Genomic DNA, 16,868 nt, shown 5'->3' on the forward strand with positions numbered 1-16,868 from the left:
TTGCAATTTCTGTCGAAGCTCGGAACACCTCTTTCCCCGGCGGAGGCCGAATGGCATTTCGATTCGTACACACGGCCGATATTCATCTCGACTCGCCGCTTCGTTCGCTGGCGATGCGAAATCCCGATCTTGCCGGGCTCGTGGGCGACGCCAGCCGCCAGGCATTCGTTTCGATAGTGGATCTCTGCCTTGAGGAACGTGTGGACGCGTTGGTCATTGCTGGCGACCTATACGATGGCGATCAGACCTCGATGAAAACTGCGCGGTTCCTGGCAGCGCAGATGACACGCCTGCACCAGGCCGGCATCAGGGTTTTCAAGATCCGCGGCAATCATGACGCCCTGTCGCGGATTTCCAAACAGCTGGTGTTTCCCGACACCGTTACCATCTTTGGCGGTCGTGCTCAGTCGGTATTGCAGACAGCCGGCGGACTTGACGTCGTTTTCCATGGTTTGAGCTTTGCAAACCCTAAGGCGCCGGACAGCCTGCTGACCAAATATCCGGCGGCTCGTGAAGGGGCCGTCAACATAGGCATCATGCATACCAGTCTGGCGGGATCGCCCGGTCACGACGCTTACGCGCCCTGCAGCATCGCTGACTTGCACGCCCACGGTTTTGACTATTGGGGGCTTGGCCACATTCATGTTCGTCAAGTCTATTCCGGGGCAAGCACGGTGGTGATGCCGGGAATACCGCAGGGGAGGGATATTAACGAGGCCGGTGAGAAATCGGTCACCCTGGTGACGGTGCGCGACGACCGTTCGGTGGAGATCGAGGAAAGGCCGACCAGCGTTGCGCAGTTCGAGCGGGTCAGCGTCGACCTTACCGGAGCAGTGGAGTGGCCCGAGGCAGTCGCGCGTGTTCGCTACGCACTCGAGGAGATGCGGGCCGCCGTCCGCTCGCGTCATGCTGTGGCCCGCATTGGCCTGACAGGAACGTCACCATTGTTATGGGCGCTGATCCGCGACAGGGACCTCCTTCTTGCCGAAGCCGAACAGGCTGCGGAACTGCTAGGCCATACGTGGGTAGAGAAGCTCGAGCTTGACCTCGCGCCTCCTCGGGCGGAGACCGCCGAGGATATTGCTGATCCGATTTTCGAACTCGAGCAATCCATGCGCGCCGATGCCACCTCGGAGGCTTTCCGCGCCGAGGCGAGGGCGTTCGTCCAAAAGATGGTCGCTGACCTGCCGGCCGACGGACGCGATTTTGCGGGGAAGGACGAAGCCGGGCTGGAACGGTTCCTCGATGAGGTGCTTTCCAAGGGCGCGGACTTGGTGACTGCCCGCCTTAAGTCTGGTGGATCGTCATGAGGCTGCGGCGCCTTGACCTCATTCGCTATGGAAAGTTCACCGATGGTACGATCGACTTCGGACCCAAACCGGAATCTGGACCCGACCTGCATATCGTGTTCGGCCTGAATGAGGCCGGCAAATCGACGGCGCTTTCCGCCTATCTAGACTTGCTGTTCGGCATCGAGGAACGAAGCCGCTACAACTTCCTGCACGAATACAGTGCCATGCGGATCGGCGGGGTGCTGGAACTGGCCGGCTCCGAGCACACGTTCACGCGTACGAAACAGCGTACTAATTCGCTACTGAACGCAACGGGTCAACCTGTGAGCGACGTGGCAATCACGGCGCATCTCGCCGGTCTGTCGCGTGACGCCTACACGACGATGTTTTCACTCGACGACGAGACTCTGGAAGCGGGTGGGAAGTCGATCCTGGAGTCGCGGGGCGACCTCGGCAAGCTCCTCTTCACGGCCAGCGCCGGTCTTGGGAACGCAAGTGATACGTTGAACGCCCTCGAGGCCGAAGCAGACACACTGTATCGAAAGCAGGCGCATGGCACCGAACTGGCGCTGCTGAAGAAGCGCCTTGTTGACGTGAAGTCGCGCAGGGATGCGATCGACACCCTTGCATCAACCTATGAGGGCCTGGAGGCCGAACGTCTCGACGCAGCGCAGCAGTACGACGGGACCATCAGCGACCGAGCGGTGCTGGCGACCAGGCTGGATGCCATTGCTCGCTACGTGCGGACGGCGCCGATGCTGGCGGATATCCGGCGCAAGATTGCCCGGCTGAATCAACTGCCGGACATCGCCTCCCCAGCCCGCACATGGACGGGTAGTGTCACCGAACTGATCGATGACGATGCCAGCCTCAGAACGCGGCTGTCCGCAAACATCGACGAGGTCGAGCGCCTGACGGCAAAAGTCACCGCGGTCGATGAGGACGAACGGATTCTGTCGATTTCCGAACGCATTCGCGGGCTGGCGGAGAGCAAGGTGCGTCATACCTCGGCTGGCTTTGACTTGCCCACGCGCAGAATGGAGCTGCGGATCCTCAACAACACCGTGGCAAGCTGCCTTGCCGCCTTGGGCCGATCTTCCGAGCCGGACCCTGCCGCACTGCTTCTGCCTGCCGTCACCGTTGGCGTCGTTCGCGCCATGGTCGAGCAAAGGTCCGGGATTGCTACTGGGGTGCGCGCCGCTCGGGACGAGGCCGCGGCAGCAGTCGATGCGCTGCAGACCGCAAGGCAACGGGTCGGCGAGGAAAGGGCGGTGCCCGAACCCGCCAGGGCAAGGCTGGGCTCGGCTTTGTCGAAAGCGCGAGCAAGCGGACACTTGGCAGAGATCAGGGCGGCTCGCGAGGCGCAAGATGCGGGAACAATTCGATGGGAGGCGTCGCTCGCTCGCTTGCGTCCATGGAGCGGAGATGCCCTTGCTCTCGCCAACGTCGCGGTTCCGAGCGCAGGGCACATTGCCGCCTGGAAGACAGTAGCGTCAGAGCGGGCCAGGAGCACCGCCGTACTTGCCGAACGCCTTGCCGAATACGAGGGCAACCATGAGATGCTCGCCGCACGATTGGATGCCCTTCGTGCCTCGGTCGACGTTGTCGACGATGAAGCGGCTGCCGCCCTCCGCCGTGTCCGCGATGATGCGTGGGCAACGCACCGCGCAGCGCTGACCGGCGAAACCGCTAATGATTTTTCCGTTGCATTAGCGCGCGATGACATTGCCAGCGCAGGCCGGCTGGCCGGCGCGGCTGATCTGGCCGAGATCCGGGCAACCGCTCGCGACCTGGCCGAGGCTGCGGCCAACCTGTCACGCAACCGCATGCAACGCACTCAGCTCGACAAAGACGTGGACACCCAATTGTTGGAAATTCGCTCGGCGACCAGAGAGCTGCTTGGAGACGACGTCGAAGCATCGCCTGAGCGCCTGATCGAAAGGATCGAGGATCAGATCAGGGTGCGTAGCGATGCGCTCGCTGCCTGGGAACAGATCGAACTTGCCCGCAGGAAGGCGGAGCGAGCCGCTGACGCGGGTGAGCAGATGCGCTTGGAAATGAGAGGAGCACTGGAAAGCGTCGGCATAGCATCAGCGCCCAGCGACACCCTCGAAGCAATCATGGCCATCGCCGACCTGTTTCTCGATCGGCAGCGCAAGGTAGATGCAGAATATGCCGAGGCGCTCAGAATGGTGAGCTCCAAAGAAGAGAATCTAGCGGCCCGACGGGTTGCCGTAGGTGTAGCGGAGCGTCGCGAGGAGGAATGGCTGGCCGGCATTACCGAAGCGCTCAAGGGAACGTGGCTCGAAAGCGGGCTCTCCGCATCCGGCGTCGGCACTGTGCTAGATCAATTGGCCGAACTGTCAAGAACTCTGCAGGAACGGGACGCCCTGCAGCTGCGTATCGACAAGATGGAGGCCGACAGGGCGAATTTTCTGGTCGAGGTCATCGCCGTTGCGGCTGAAGCCGTCGAGCCAACGAAGGATGGCGAGCCGGAGCAGTTGGCCATCCGCCTTGCCGAGCGCCTGGAGCGCGCCGAGCGGACACGCGAAACGAAGGCAAGCCTCGGCAACGACCTGAAGCGTCTGAAGGAGACGCGCGACATCCTCGACAACGAGATTTCGGCACACGAACGCCGCAAGAGCGAAGTGCTGGGCGTCTTTGGCGTCGCCACCCTGTCCGAGGTAGTCGAACGCGACGAGCTGCTGCGTGAGCGGGATGGCTTGCGCACTACCGTCGCCGAACTTGAGGAACGGATAGTGGCGGAACTCGCGGTCGACGGGTTCGAGCAGGCACGCTCGATCTTGGACGCGATCGATTTCGACAGCCTCGTGGTCGAGAAGGCGGAGGGCGAGCAGCGGCTTCGCCAGTTCGATGAAATCATCCAGCAACAGCTGATCCGGCAGACGCGCGCGGCCGATAGGCTGGACGCCATCGGCGGCGATAGCGAGGTCGCACGCCTGGATGCCGAACGGCGCACAACTCTGCTGGAAATCGAGGAGAAGGCCGTTCGTTACATCGAGCTGAAGCTTGGCATCATGTCGGCTGGAAATGCCTTGCGGATCTACCGTGAGAGCCATCGCTCCGGGATGATGGCGCGCGCATCAGACGCGTTCAAGCTAATGACGCGTGGCCAGTATTCGGGGCTGACAGCCCAGCCCGCAAAAGGCGGCGAGGTGCTCATCGCTGTGCAGGGTGACGGGCAATCCAAGGTCACCGACGCGCTTTCAAAGGGCGCGCGCTTTCAGCTCTACCTAGCGCTAAGGCTCGCCGGCTATTACGAGTTCGCACAATTCCGGCCCTCGGTGCCCTTCATTGCCGACGACATCATGGAAACCTTCGACCATATTCGATCGGAGGAGGTTTTCAGATTGTTTGGAGAGATGGCGAACAAAGGTCAGGTGATCTACCTGACGCACCATAAGCACCTATGTGAAATCGCCAAGGCAGTTGTGCCGGGGGCCGTCATTCATCAGCTTAATTAGGAATTTGTATTTCCTTCAAAACCACCGTTTTCAACCAATCAACTTTCTGACCACCTGAACTGACGGTCGAGTGCAAGGTGAATTTCGGCCCCGAGCGGTCTGCAAAGCAGGACGTGGAATTCGACGTTATGTTCCTCCCTGCTTCGCAACCGGATTGCCAAGCAGTTGGTCCAACTTGATCCGGAGGCGATCTTGCCGAGCGGTATAAAAGGCCTCGAAACCTTCAAGATCGGCTGGCACGCTGCCGAGCTCGTGATTGGTGCAATAGTGCTGCTGGCCCACAGCATCAGGCAAGTGCGCGGTGAGCCACGCAGCCGGTAGGGTTGCGCGCTTCTCATTATTGATCGCCCCATCAAGGAGCTGAAGGTTCGGTAGCATATCGGCGTGGCGGGCCATGATCTCGGCCTGCGCCTCGCCGAATCCTTGGCGTTGCAGCTTGGCAGCCGTGAATCGGGAGATCGGAAACACGTGATCGAGGTGGAACTGATTGCGAAGGTCGACGAACGGGAACAGGAGCGAGAGCAGCGGGAATGTTCGCTTGTCGCCGTACTCAAGATGGAGCAGATCTTCGATCTCAGCTGGTTCAAAGGCGAGTGACTTACCGCGCTGGCTCATCACTTGCCGAAGTTGATCCACCGGGAAAGCTTGTCCACCACTGGATTGGATCACCTCCCTGAGAGCCGTGAGCAAGGTATCGAGGCCACTTCCCCAAATGCCGGAAGCTTTCACAATTGATCTTGCCAACCAGCCTCTGATTGCATTCCGATCGTCGGCGTACTGGCTGTGGGTCACATAGTTTGAGGGCGCGCCACGCTTGTAAAGATAATATGCGATGGGGAGGAGAGAGCTGTCCGCCTTAAGCGTCTGCCCATTCAGCCCGAAACTGGCGGCAAGCTCTACCGTGCGGACCAGCGCACTACGGATGGCAAGCCAATTAGACTCGAGCGCGAGCATGTTGGCGGTGGTGAAATTCTCGACCTTGAAGCCGACGGAAGCGATATCGGCGAGCATGAGGCCGGCTTTCAGAACAAAGTCCTGGCTGAGCGCAAATCCCGTCCCAATCCTATTGAGCTCATCCACCAACTTGTGAATTTCGGCCCTGGCGTCGACCTGCTTCCATTGGGCGACTGCAATACTAAGCAGCAGGTCAGAATACGACAGGATCGTCCCGCCAGAATTCAAACGGATGAAGATGTTAAGAACTCGCTCCAGGTCCTGGGTTTCTTCTTCGTAGTAGTTGATCAGGTTGTAGGAATTCACCACTCGGTGGAGGCGATCCAATATTTCGTAAGCGCCTTCTAATGGATCGCCATCGATGCCGCGCTTCCGCAACGCGGAGAGCATCGACGGTCCATCCTTCATGCCGAGGATTTCAGGCACTGGAAACCAATGCGCGGATTCGTCCCGCGCTGCCTGCGCATCGTCGAGAAACTTGAATCTATACCGAGCCCCGTCCTCGTCGGGTGAAGGCGGAGATAGCAAATCAAGACGGAGCGTCCGGACAGGAAACGCGTCCGGATTGGTCCACCATTTGTTTGGCTGCTTGATCGCCATCGATCCGCGCAGGCCGATGTTCAGCGCAGTTAGTCGTTGTTGTCCATCCAATACCGCCGTAACGGTTTGATGGAAAAGCTTTGGTAGTTCAGGACAGTGTGCGGCGTCTCGCTGATGATAGTTCAGCACGAAGTCATAGAACTTGAACTTGGAACTGGTGGCGGCTTCTACTTTCCAAAATAGAAAGGTACCGAAGGGATAGCCCTGCATGAGACTATCGAAAAGCCGTTCAATCTGTTCTGGTTTCCAGACGAATTCACGCTGAATGGCTGGAAGAACGTAACTCTTCGTCTGAATTCGAGTGAGTGCTTCGGCAATTGTTCCCCCTGGCTTATACAACGGCTACCCCTCCATGTTGGTATAGTGCCTACTTGGTTCGAATCTTCCGGTCAATGAGAGACAAGAGGATTGTTCAACCATTGATTCGATTACTGAATTGGAGAGTCAGCCCAATGCCGAGCGTCTGCTGTGCGCCGCATCTCGGTCATTCCGGGCTCCTTGGCCGCTCGCGAAAGCGGACATTTGTCGTGACGACCGTGACGCGGGGATTTGCGGCAGAAGCGACATCACAGGCTAGTGGCTACGCAAACACGCTGGCCATGTACTGACAATCAACCGCTTGGCATGTAACAGTGCTTGCTAATGTACGATGAGTTGGGAAGGATGCCGCTCGCACTCTTGGTGGATTTTTTGGGGGGAGAAGCCGACATGCAGAGCTCAATCGAAATCGACCTTGCTGGTCGACTCGAATCGGCGAACCGGTACATTGCCGAGCTAGAAGTCGCCAAAGCATCGGCGGCAACCCAACTCAGCCAACTTTCTGCCGAAAACAAGCGTCTGATCGACCTCACCGAGGACCGCGCAAAGGAACTCGCGATACTCAACAGCGTCGGCGAAGCAATGGCCAAGACGTTGAACGTCAAGACTGTCGCACGCATCGTCGGTGACAAGGTTCGGGAGATATTCGGGGAGGACATCACGGAAATACTGCTTCACGATGAGGCCTCTGATCTCATCACCGTCCCGTATTCATTCTATCGTGAGTACCAGGACGTGGAGCCGTTCACTTTGGGCGCAGGACTTACCTCAAAGGTCATTCTCTCTGGAATACCGCTGATTATCGATACGTTTGAACAGTCCCTCAAGTTTGATGTGATCGCACTTACCGAAGCAGAGCGATCAGAATCGTACATAGGCGTGCCGATCATCGCTGGAGGCAGAACTCTAGGCGTTGTCAGCGTGCAGAGTTACCACAAGAACGCCTTTAGCGAAGATCACGTGCGTCTCCTGCAAGCTCTCTCTTCGAGCATGGGAGTTGCCATCTCGAATGCCCGCCTTTTCGACGAAACCCAGCGGCTGTTGAAAGTATCCGAGGACCGCGCAAAAGAACTAGCGATCCTCAACAGTGTCGGCGAAGCAATGGCCAAGACGTTGAATGTCAAGACTGTTACGCGCATCGTCGGTGACAAGGTGCGTGAGATATTTGGGACAGACGTCACCGAAATCCTGCTGCGTGATGAGAAGTCTAATCTGATTACCGTACCATATGCGTTTTACAGGGACTATCAGGACCCCGAGCCATTTGCGATGGGCGAAGGTCTGACCTCCAAGGTCATACTGTCAGGCAAGCCATTGGTTTTGGGCACGACTGAGGAACACGTTGCTCTGGGCGCACTTATACCTACAGAAGATGACAGGACCGAATCCTACTTGGGTGTGCCGATCATTGCTGGTGACAGGATTTTGGGTGTCGTCAGCGTTCAGAGCTACGAGAAGAATGTCTTCAATGAAGATCATGTGCGTCTGTTGCAGGGGCTGTCATCCAGCATGGGCGTCGCCATCTCCAATGCACATCTGTTCGATGAGACGCAGCGCCTGCTGAAAGTGACAGAGGACCGCGCAAAAGAACTGGCGATTCTCAACAGCGTTGGCGAAGCGATGACGAAGTCGCTTAACCTGGACACTGTTATTCGCTTGGTAGGCGACAAGGTGCGGGAGGCTTTCGGCACCGAAGTCAGTGAAATTTTGTTACACGATAGCGAATCCGGCTTGATCCATGTCCCTTATGCATACTTTAGGACCTATAGAGCAATCGATCCATTCCCAATGGGCATGGGAGTAGCTTCGAAAATCATCACAACAGGTGAGCCCTTTGTATTTGGCACCCTTGAGGAAGGAAAGGAGCTTGGCGCCTACTTTCCACACGAAGAGGATAGGACCGCCTCCTACATAGGCGTGCCGATCAAGTCTGGTGAGGGAACACTGGGTGTTCTCAGTGTGCAGAGCTATCAGAAGCATGCCTTCGACGAAAACCACGTGCGCCTGCTGCAGACGGTGGCCTCCAGCATGGGGGTCGCCATCGCCAACGCCCGCCTATTCAATGAAACCCAGCGTCTGCTCAAGGTGACTGAAGCCCGCGCTGCCGAACTTGGCGCCATTGGAACGGTTAGTCAGGCGCTCATAGGGGAATCGGAACTCGACAGCACGATCCAGTTGATCGGCAACCAGATGCAGGAAATCTTTGATGCCGATATTGTCTACGTCGCACTGCTCGATCCGGAAACCAAGCTAATCCATTTCCCCTATCAGTTTGGCGAGGCCTTCAACACACTAACCCTGGGCGAGGGGCTGACAAGCAAGATCATAGAGACTGGCGAGCCGCTGCTGATCAATCAGGATGTGGCGGAACGTGGAGCTCAGATCGGGGCTACCCCCGTCGGCAAGGATGCGTTGTCCTATCTCGGCGTTCCGATCAAGACTGCGCAAGGAACGCTTGGAGTTATCAGTGTTCAGAGCACTACGCGGGAGGGCATATTTACCGATGACTCGCTTCGCTTGCTTTCCACCATTGCCGCCAATGCCGGTGCGGCCCTCCATAATGCGCAGCTATTTACCGAGCTCAAACAGCTTTCCCTGGCGCTGCAGCAGGCAAAGGAGGCGGCCGAGGCGGCAAATGAGGCGAAGAGTTCTTTTTTGGCGACGATGAGCCACGAAATTCGTACGCCAATGAATGGCGTGATTGGAATGAGCAACTTGTTGCTTGGTACAAAGCTTGACGCTGAACAACGCGAAATTAGCGAGACGATCAGCAACAGTGGCGAAGCCCTGCTAACGATTATCAACGACATACTCGATTTCTCCAAGGTTGAGGCCGGCAAGCTGGAGCTTGATCCAAGTCCCTTCGAACTAAGGGAATGCCTTGAGAGCGCTATTGACCTGGTAGCCTCCAAGACCGCGGAGAAGGGGCTCGACCTAGCCTACCTGGTGGAGCCCGGGACTCCCGACGGGATTGTCGCAGACAGCACCAGACTGCGGCAGATTTTGCTTAATTTCCTCAACAATGCTGTGAAATTCACGGAGCGGGGTGAAATTGTACTATCGGTGACGAATGTTCCGCCCGCAGTTGAAGATGCGGAGACAGCCCACCGCGGAAGCGAATTGGGCTTATCCACTCTGCAGTTTGCAGTCCGCGATACCGGTATCGGTATTCCCGAGAGCCGACTGGATCGCTTGTTCAAGTCTTTCAGCCAGGTCGATGCCTCGACGACGCGGCGCTACGGCGGAACCGGGTTAGGGTTGGCGATCAGCAAACGACTGGCAGAACTGATGGGCGGGGAGGTATGGGTGGAAAGTGTTGAAGGGTCAGGGACGACATTCTTTTTCACGATCCGTGCTGCCGTAGCGCCCGCCCCTAGGCAGGCGCAAATGTCTGTGGCCAAAGTTGAACTCGCAGGCAAGCGGTTGCTGATCGTTGACGACAACGCAACCAACCGGCGCATCCTGTCTCTGCAAGCCCAATCCTGGGCGATGGTTCCACACACAACCGAATCGCCCCTTGACGCATTGCGCAGGATTTCGAGTGGCGAAAATTTTGACGCCGTCGTGCTCGACATGAACATGCCAGAGATGGACGGCATAGAACTGGCCAAACGATTGCGCGGGCTTGGTCAAAGGGGTGACCTTCCTCTGATATTGCTAAGTTCCCTCGTCCCTCTTGATGAGAAAAACAAGGCGGCTGTCGAGAGCATCAAATTTGCGGCGATGCTTCCTAAGCCGATCAAGCCCTCGCCGCTCCTCAATGCTTTCATGTCAGTTTTTGCGGTGGCTCCAACGCGTTCAGCCAAGACCGATCAACCCAAGGGGCCATCCCTCGACAGCGAAATGGCGGCAAAATTGCCGCTCCGAATCCTGCTGGTTGATGACAACATCACCAATCGGAAGATTGGATCCAAGGTGCTTGAACGGCTTGGCTACAAGGCAGACTTGGCGGTGGATGGAGAGACGGCAATTTCGTCATTTGCCGAGGGACAACACGATGTAATCCTGATGGATATCGAGATGCCGGACATGGACGGGCTCGAAGCCACAAGGTTGATCCGCGCATCAGGCGCCGGGCATTCGCTGCAGCCTTTCATCGTGGCACTTACCGCCAATGCAATGGCCGGCGACCGCGAGCGCTACCTAGAAGCTGGGATGGATGATTACCTAAGCAAGCCGTTGCGCGTGGAGGAGTTGGTCGCCTCTCTTATACGCGCCCACCAACATAACTGACAACAAAGGTCTGGTCATGGATGTTGCGCAGGACGCTCTAGACAAGCTCCTTGATCTCATAGGGGGGGATCAAGACTCTCTTGCAGAACTCATTGAGAGTTTTCTGGAGGAATCCCCGTTGCTGGTCGAGCAGATGCGCCGGGCTGCGGAATCCGGCGACCGTTCAGGCCTTGGCCGCGCTGCCCATACGCTGAAATCAAGCGCGCGGGACTTCGGCGCCAACCAACTTGCCGCGCTTTGCGCGGCAATGGAACAATCCTGCCGGGACAGTATGCCCGGCGGGGCCGCGACGGAAGTGGAACTCATCGCGGGCGCGTGTGACAGGGCCAGCCGAGATCTAAGCTCGCGCCTTGCCGATCTGAAACGAGGGGGACAACCGAATGAGCATAGAATCGGAGACACAACCACTTGATGCTCGCGCATCTCGGGGTGCGCGCGTGCTCATAGTAGATGACTCAGGCACTGTGCGCCTGAAACTCAGCAAAGCCATCCAAACGCTTGGCCATGAAACAATAGCTGTCGCAAGCGGCAAGCTGGCGCTCGAACAGGTTACCCAGAGCCCATTTGACCTGATACTCCTTGATATAGTCATGCCCGAAATGGATGGGTTCGAGGTGCTCAGGGCGCTTAAGTCCTCGCGAGCCACTCGCGATCTGCCAGTGATCGTCATTTCGGCGCTCGATGAAGAAATGGGCAGCGTGATAAGCGCTATCGAGCTTGGCGCAGAAGACTTTCTGCCAAAGGACTTTGAGCCCGCTCTACTGAAGGCTCGTGTGGACACCTGCATCGAGAAAAAAAGACTCCGCGACGTTGAGACGGAATATCTGCGGCAGGTCACCAAGCTGACCAGGGCGGCCGCCACCTTAGAAACGGGGCGGTTCAATCCTTCGAAACTTGGCATCAGCGATTTGGCAAGCCGTACAGATGGTCTCGGCAAGCTTGCCACCGTGTTCGCGGCAATGGCCCAGAAGGTCTACGAGCGAGAGCGAAAGATGCGGCAGAATATTCGCACGTTTCGTGGGGCTCTATTGCTGCTTGCATGTGGTGGGCTATGGGGCGTCGTCGTGCCACTTTCCAAGATGGCTTCGCTCGTTGAGGCTCATCCGATAGGATTGGCAATCCTCATTGACATTATAGGAGCTGTGTTCTGCATCGGGATCAGTTTGAAGCGACGGACAATGCCGAGCCTCAAGGATCTCACATGGGCGGATCGGAAGTTCATCCTGCGTTTTGCGTTCATTAGCTCGGTGATCAACCAGGTCTTGGTGTATTGGGTGGCAAGCAAGCTTCCAGCTTCGATCGTCTCCATTGTCATCGTGCTTGAGGGATTTGCCGTCTTCTTGTTCGCCGCTTTGATGCGGACCGAAGCTCCGAGTTTGAAGCGCTTTCTAGGTCTTGGATTGGGTCTCGTCGGCATCTTCATTATCCTCCTCTACGGAGAGCCCGGAGAAATGGCCACCAGTTGGGTGTGGCTTGTCATTGCTCTTGTAATTCCCGTCACTTACGCGGCCGAGGATGTCTATCTCTCAGAGTCCAAGCCCGCCAACATCGATAACGTCGCCCTGTTCGGGCTGTCGCTCGTCGTCTCGGTTTTGATGCTGATCCCACTTGCCGCCATTTATCAGGACTTCGTGCCATTTGATCTGTTGACTGGTCGCCTTGGAGTCATCGTCTTGCTGATGGCTGCCGCTGGCAATTTGGCGATGCTGCTTTTCATTCAGTTGATCGCCAGCACCGGTGCTGTCTTCGCAAGCCAAAACGCCTATGCGGGAACGGCAGCCGGCATAGGCTGGAGTATGCTGTTACTTGGAGAGGCGATACCAGTTGTGACCTGGGCCTCGCTGGCGCTGGTCATCGTCGGTCTCCTGATGGTGGAGCCAAAGCAGGAGGCTGAGGAAGAACCCCCGCCTCTTGACGACTCGCTGGAGGGATTCGTGCCGCGGCTTGATCTGCTGCCGTCACCCACGGAATGAAAGATCGGATACCAACCACTGATGTGCCCGACATCAAGGCGACGAGGCGCCCCCTTTCGAAGCGGATTGAAAGCAAAGCCGTTTCACCATGGGGAATTCGAAAGCTTTTGAGGAGATCGCCATGAGCGCTCAAGTCTTGCCCAGCGTTCTCGCATTTGAACGCTACGACCCGACTGACGCCTCGCTGGACTGGCTGCGCGAGCGTGGGGTCAACGTCATTTTCGGCAATGCGCTCTGGGAAATGCCATTCAAGCGCTTCACCGAGGATGAGCTGATTGCCAAGGCACATGGCTGTGTCGCCCTGATGGGGGCAAGCGGCACCCGTATCAACAGGCGCGTGATGCAGGCGCTTCCGGGTCTGCGCTACATTTCAAAATATGGCATTGGCGTCGACAGCATCGACATCGACGCCGCCACCGAGCACGGCATTCTGGTTTCGAGTACGCCGAACGATTTTCAGATCTTCACGGTCAGCGAGCACGCGGTCGCCCTGATGCTAGCGGTTGCCAAACAACTGGGCACGTGGACGCCCGAATTCATGCGGCGTGGCGGTTGGCGCGGCCTGACACATGGCGCGACGCTGCGCGGCGCCACCGTTGGCATCCTCGGCCTAGGCCGCATCGGCCGTGGCGTGGCGCAACGGCTGTCGGGCTGGGAGGCCCGCATCCTTGCCTACGATCCCTTCCTGAAGGAAGCGCCTCCAGGCATCGAACTTGTCGACTTCTCCACCCTGGTCGAGCAATCCGACTTCTTGACACTGCACGCAACGCCGAGCCCGGATAACCATCACATCCTGAACGCTGCCGCGTTCGCGAAGATGAAACCGTCAGTCATTGTCGTCAATACTGGGCGCGGATCGCTGATCGACTACACGGCCCTGCGAGCGGCGCTGGCCAATGGCAAAATCGCGGGTGCGGCGCTCGACGTGTTCGACCAGGAGCCGCCGAAGACCGACGATCCGTTGTTTTCGCTACCCAACGTCTTATGCACCCCACATGTCGCGGCCTGGACGACAGAAGGAACTCAGGCCATCGGCTGGCACGCGGCTAAGAACCTGTGGGCCATGATGAGCGGCGAAGGACAAGCCGATATCGTCAACCCGCAAGCCAGGCAGGGTAGGAGTGCGGTCTCGCTCGGCGGCGTGTGATTTCAGGAGGTTGCCTGAATGCCCAACCGCGTCTGGCTCGATTGTGGGACCTGCAAAGCAATCAATGTGGATCCTGAACTTTGCCTAGGAATAGGTCCGGGCTTCACCAGATTACCGACCGGTCGATCTCGCCGATGCGCGCCCGGCCGGTTAGCGCCATTGCCATCTCGAAGTCACGGCGAAGCAGGTTGACGCAATGAGCTACGCCCTCGGCACCATCCGTCGTCAGTGCGTAGACATAGGGGCGGCCAATCATGACTGCGCTTGCCCCTAGGGCAATTGCCTTCAAAACGTCGGTTCCACGCCTCACGCCGCCGTCAAGGATGATGGGAATCCGCCCGGCCACCCGCTCTGCGATGGCGGGCAGGGCGTCGATGGTCGCCGGCAGGGTGTCGAGGTTACGCGAACCGTGATTCGAGACGACGATGGCATCGGCACCGGTTCCGATCGCCTGCTCGGCATCGTCAGGATCGAGGATGCCCTTCAGGATAAGCGGCAAGGTTGTCAGCGAACGCAGCCAGGCAATATCCGCCCAGGTCGGCATTGCCCGCCGCTGCGCCGTGCCAACTTTGATCACGCCGGTGTTCCGATCCTTGAAGTATGGCGTTGTGAGGCTGTCGGGAATTTTGAATCCTGCCCGGAACTGCCTGCGGCGATCGCCTGGCGTTGGCATGTCGACCGTCACGCTGATCGCCTTTGCGCCCAAGGCCGCCATCCGCGATACGAGTTCGCCATTGAAACCACGATCGCTTTGCCAATAGAGCAGGAACCAAACTGGAGACTGGCTCGCTGCCGCGCAATCCTCGATCGCCGCCGTCGCCGTGGTTCCCAGAGTGAACACCGCTTCTGCCATTCCAGCGCCGCGCGCAGCGGCCACCTCGCCTTCAGGATGCGCCACCCGCTGATAAGCTATCGGGGCCAGGATGATCGGATGCGGCAGACTCTGCCCGAAAAGCGTAATCCCGGTATCAAGTCTTGTTATATCGCGCAGCACGCGCGGCCTTAACCTGATGCGGTCGAATGCGGCTTCGTTGTCACGCTTGGTGATTTCATCGCCTGCACCGGCGGCAATGAACTCGTAAACCGCGTGTGGCAATAGCTCCCGCGCCGCCGGTTCAAAATCCGCCAGGCAGAGAAACCGGGTCTCGATGTCAAGCGGCATGGACCAGTCCGATCAGTATTTCAGCAAAAGTCGGCTATTCGACAGGGAACATTCGTGCAAATCGCCGCTGGCCGCAAGGCGCCGCCGCCTGCAGGGCAGCGAGTTCCGGTCAACGGAGATTCCGGGACATGATGCATATATGTTGGCCCGTGTTTCTCCTCTCCATAAGACATCGGAATCGCCAAGGGTGCCCGCAGCGCGACGTCAGTTTGGCGGCCAACCGCGACGTAGCGGTGCTTTCCGCTCGCTCCCGCTGGTCGGGCGCTGCTTTACAGACAGTTAGGATTACGACGCAGATCTGGCTCTAGCAGGTGACGCGGGAACTTCTGCTTCAGCGCCAATGTCTCCCGAAACCGGACAGTCCGCTTCCGGCCCCAAGGCTGCCGGACCGCAATGCGCCTCACGTCGGCCATTGAAGTGTCCTTGGTCGTCTCCCGAAAGCAGACATTCGGCTCAGGTGGAATTGTGTCCGCGTTCCCTGTTGCCGACCTTCGCGAGGGATACGCCTTCCGTCGGGCAATGGGCAGGCGGGCGATCGCACGCCATGGTCGAAGCCGACCATTCAGTTCTCGCCTGTCGTTCCCAACCGGGCTAGGACCGACTGCGCTTCAGCAGCGATTTCGCGAACTATCTCCGCGGCCGGCTGAATTTTCTTAACCAGCCCGACTCCCTGGCCAGCCCACATTGGCAAAGCGTCGATGTCACCCTCCACGTCGATGACCGGCGCCACCGGTGCGTAGCGCTTGATGTTGCCCCTTGAAGCTGAAACGGCGACAATGGCACCCTCACCGGGCCGTTGTCCAACTGGTGGTCGCCCGGCAACCTCCCATGCTGCCACTGTCTTGTTGCGCAGCACACGCGTGGGCGCATCTTTCCAAGGGCCGCCATCAAAAAGGTTCTCGAGATAGATTGTGTCTGTTTCCGACGCGGCCAGCAGCCGTTCGCGGTAGCGGGCGTGGAAGTTGGCCTCGGCGCTGGCGATAAACCGGGTGCCGATCCAAACACCAGCGGCGCCAAGGGCGAGTGCAGCGGCCATCCCCCGGCCGTCAGCGATCCCGCCCGCCGCAACCACCGGAACAGGCGCGACCGCATCCACCACGGTCGGAACCAAGGCCATAGTCGCGACCGTTCCCCAGACGTGGCCGCCAGCCTCCCAGCCTTGCGCAACGACCACATCGACCCCGCAATCGACGGCCATCCGTGCCTCATCGGCCGAACGAACTGTCTGCATCACTACCGCACCGCTCGCCTTGGCCCGTGGAGCCAGTTCCGACGGATCCCCCCAGAACATAGAGATAATCCGGACACCTTCCTCGAGGCAGGCATCGAGGCGAACGTCAGGATCCAAATCCAGTCGCAGATTGACGGCAAATGGCTTTGTGGTGAGCGACTTCATTTCCCGCACACGGGTCCGCAGCACTCCGAGCTCAGCAAGCCAAAGCGCTATCGTCCCGAGCCCGCCGGCCTCACTAACGGCGGCCGCTAGGGGCGGCCCCGCCGGTGCGCCTAAAGGGGCAATGATCGGCGCGAGGACGATAGGCACCTCGATGCCGAGCAGATCGCAGAGTGGCGTTCTCATAGTTCATTTCCTGCAGGGTTAATCTGTAGCGCTTCGGTGGGGCGGCAGGACGTTCGCAGAACTTCCGTGTTGCGGCACAAGGCTTTCCGACTTCGTTTACTTCACCATTCCATCTTGTGGTTTTT

At 58.5% G+C, this 16,868-nt stretch carries 9 protein-coding genes; 6 read left to right on the plus strand and 3 right to left on the minus strand.

Annotated features, from left to right (window positions below; translation table 11 throughout):
* Positions 1-50: 50 nt before the first annotated feature.
* Complete coding sequence (locus NKI37_RS16150) at positions 51-1,310, plus strand: metallophosphoesterase family protein (RefSeq protein ID WP_023692693.1); 1,260 nt, start codon at positions 51-53, stop codon at positions 1,308-1,310.
* Positions 1,307-4,777: an ATP-binding protein gene (locus tag NKI37_RS16155; protein ID WP_352789176.1), complete on the plus strand. Its 3,471-nt coding sequence runs from the start codon at positions 1,307-1,309 to the stop codon at positions 4,775-4,777. Before NKI37_RS16150 ends, NKI37_RS16155 begins: the two co-directional genes overlap by 4 nt.
* A 126-nt stretch (positions 4,778-4,903) precedes the next feature.
* On the opposite strand, the gene NKI37_RS16160 is transcribed toward NKI37_RS16155, so the two are convergent.
* Positions 4,904-6,670, minus strand: a complete 1,767-nt coding sequence (locus NKI37_RS16160) for a DUF262 domain-containing protein (protein WP_352789173.1) — start codon at positions 6,668-6,670, stop codon at positions 4,904-4,906.
* A 324-nt stretch (positions 6,671-6,994) separates the two neighbouring features.
* Between NKI37_RS16160 and NKI37_RS16165 the strand changes: the two genes are divergently transcribed.
* The 4 genes from NKI37_RS16165 to NKI37_RS16180 all read left to right on the plus strand — a co-directional run bounded on the left by NKI37_RS16165 (position 6,995) and on the right by NKI37_RS16180 (position 14,002).
* Positions 6,995-10,882 carry a GAF domain-containing protein gene (locus tag NKI37_RS16165; protein ID WP_352789170.1) on the plus strand — a complete coding sequence of 1,296 codons (3,888 nt, stop codon included), beginning with the start codon at positions 6,995-6,997 and terminating at the stop codon, positions 10,880-10,882.
* Positions 10,883-10,898: 16 nt separating this feature from the next.
* The gene (locus tag NKI37_RS16170; protein WP_352789167.1) at positions 10,899-11,294 is read left to right on the plus strand and encodes an Hpt domain-containing protein; all 396 of its coding nucleotides are present in this window, start codon (positions 10,899-10,901) and stop codon (positions 11,292-11,294) included.
* Complete coding sequence (locus NKI37_RS16175) at positions 11,263-12,855, plus strand: response regulator (protein WP_352789164.1); 1,593 nt, start codon at positions 11,263-11,265, stop codon at positions 12,853-12,855. The genes NKI37_RS16170 and NKI37_RS16175 overlap by 32 nt, the downstream gene beginning before the upstream one ends.
* A gap of 88 nt (positions 12,856-12,943) precedes the next feature.
* Positions 12,944-14,002 (plus strand): hydroxyacid dehydrogenase, encoded by a 1,059-nt coding sequence (locus NKI37_RS16180; RefSeq protein ID WP_352794499.1) that lies wholly within the window; start codon positions 12,944-12,946, stop codon positions 14,000-14,002.
* A gap of 103 nt (positions 14,003-14,105) precedes the next feature.
* Here NKI37_RS16180 and NKI37_RS16185 read toward each other — a convergent pair whose 3' ends face one another.
* Both NKI37_RS16185 and NKI37_RS16190 read right to left on the minus strand, forming a co-directional pair.
* Positions 14,106-15,164, minus strand: a complete 1,059-nt coding sequence (locus NKI37_RS16185) for an alpha-hydroxy acid oxidase (RefSeq protein WP_352789160.1) — start codon at positions 15,162-15,164, stop codon at positions 14,106-14,108.
* Positions 15,165-15,726: 562 nt separating this feature from the next.
* The gene (locus tag NKI37_RS16190) at positions 15,727-16,743 is read right to left on the minus strand and encodes an NAD(P)H-dependent flavin oxidoreductase (protein WP_023746415.1); all 1,017 of its coding nucleotides are present in this window, start codon (positions 16,741-16,743) and stop codon (positions 15,727-15,729) included.
* Positions 16,744-16,868: the final 125 nt, after the last annotated feature.

The organism is Mesorhizobium sp. M0626, from assembly GCF_040320665.1.
Lineage (GTDB): Bacteria > Pseudomonadota > Alphaproteobacteria > Rhizobiales > Rhizobiaceae > Mesorhizobium.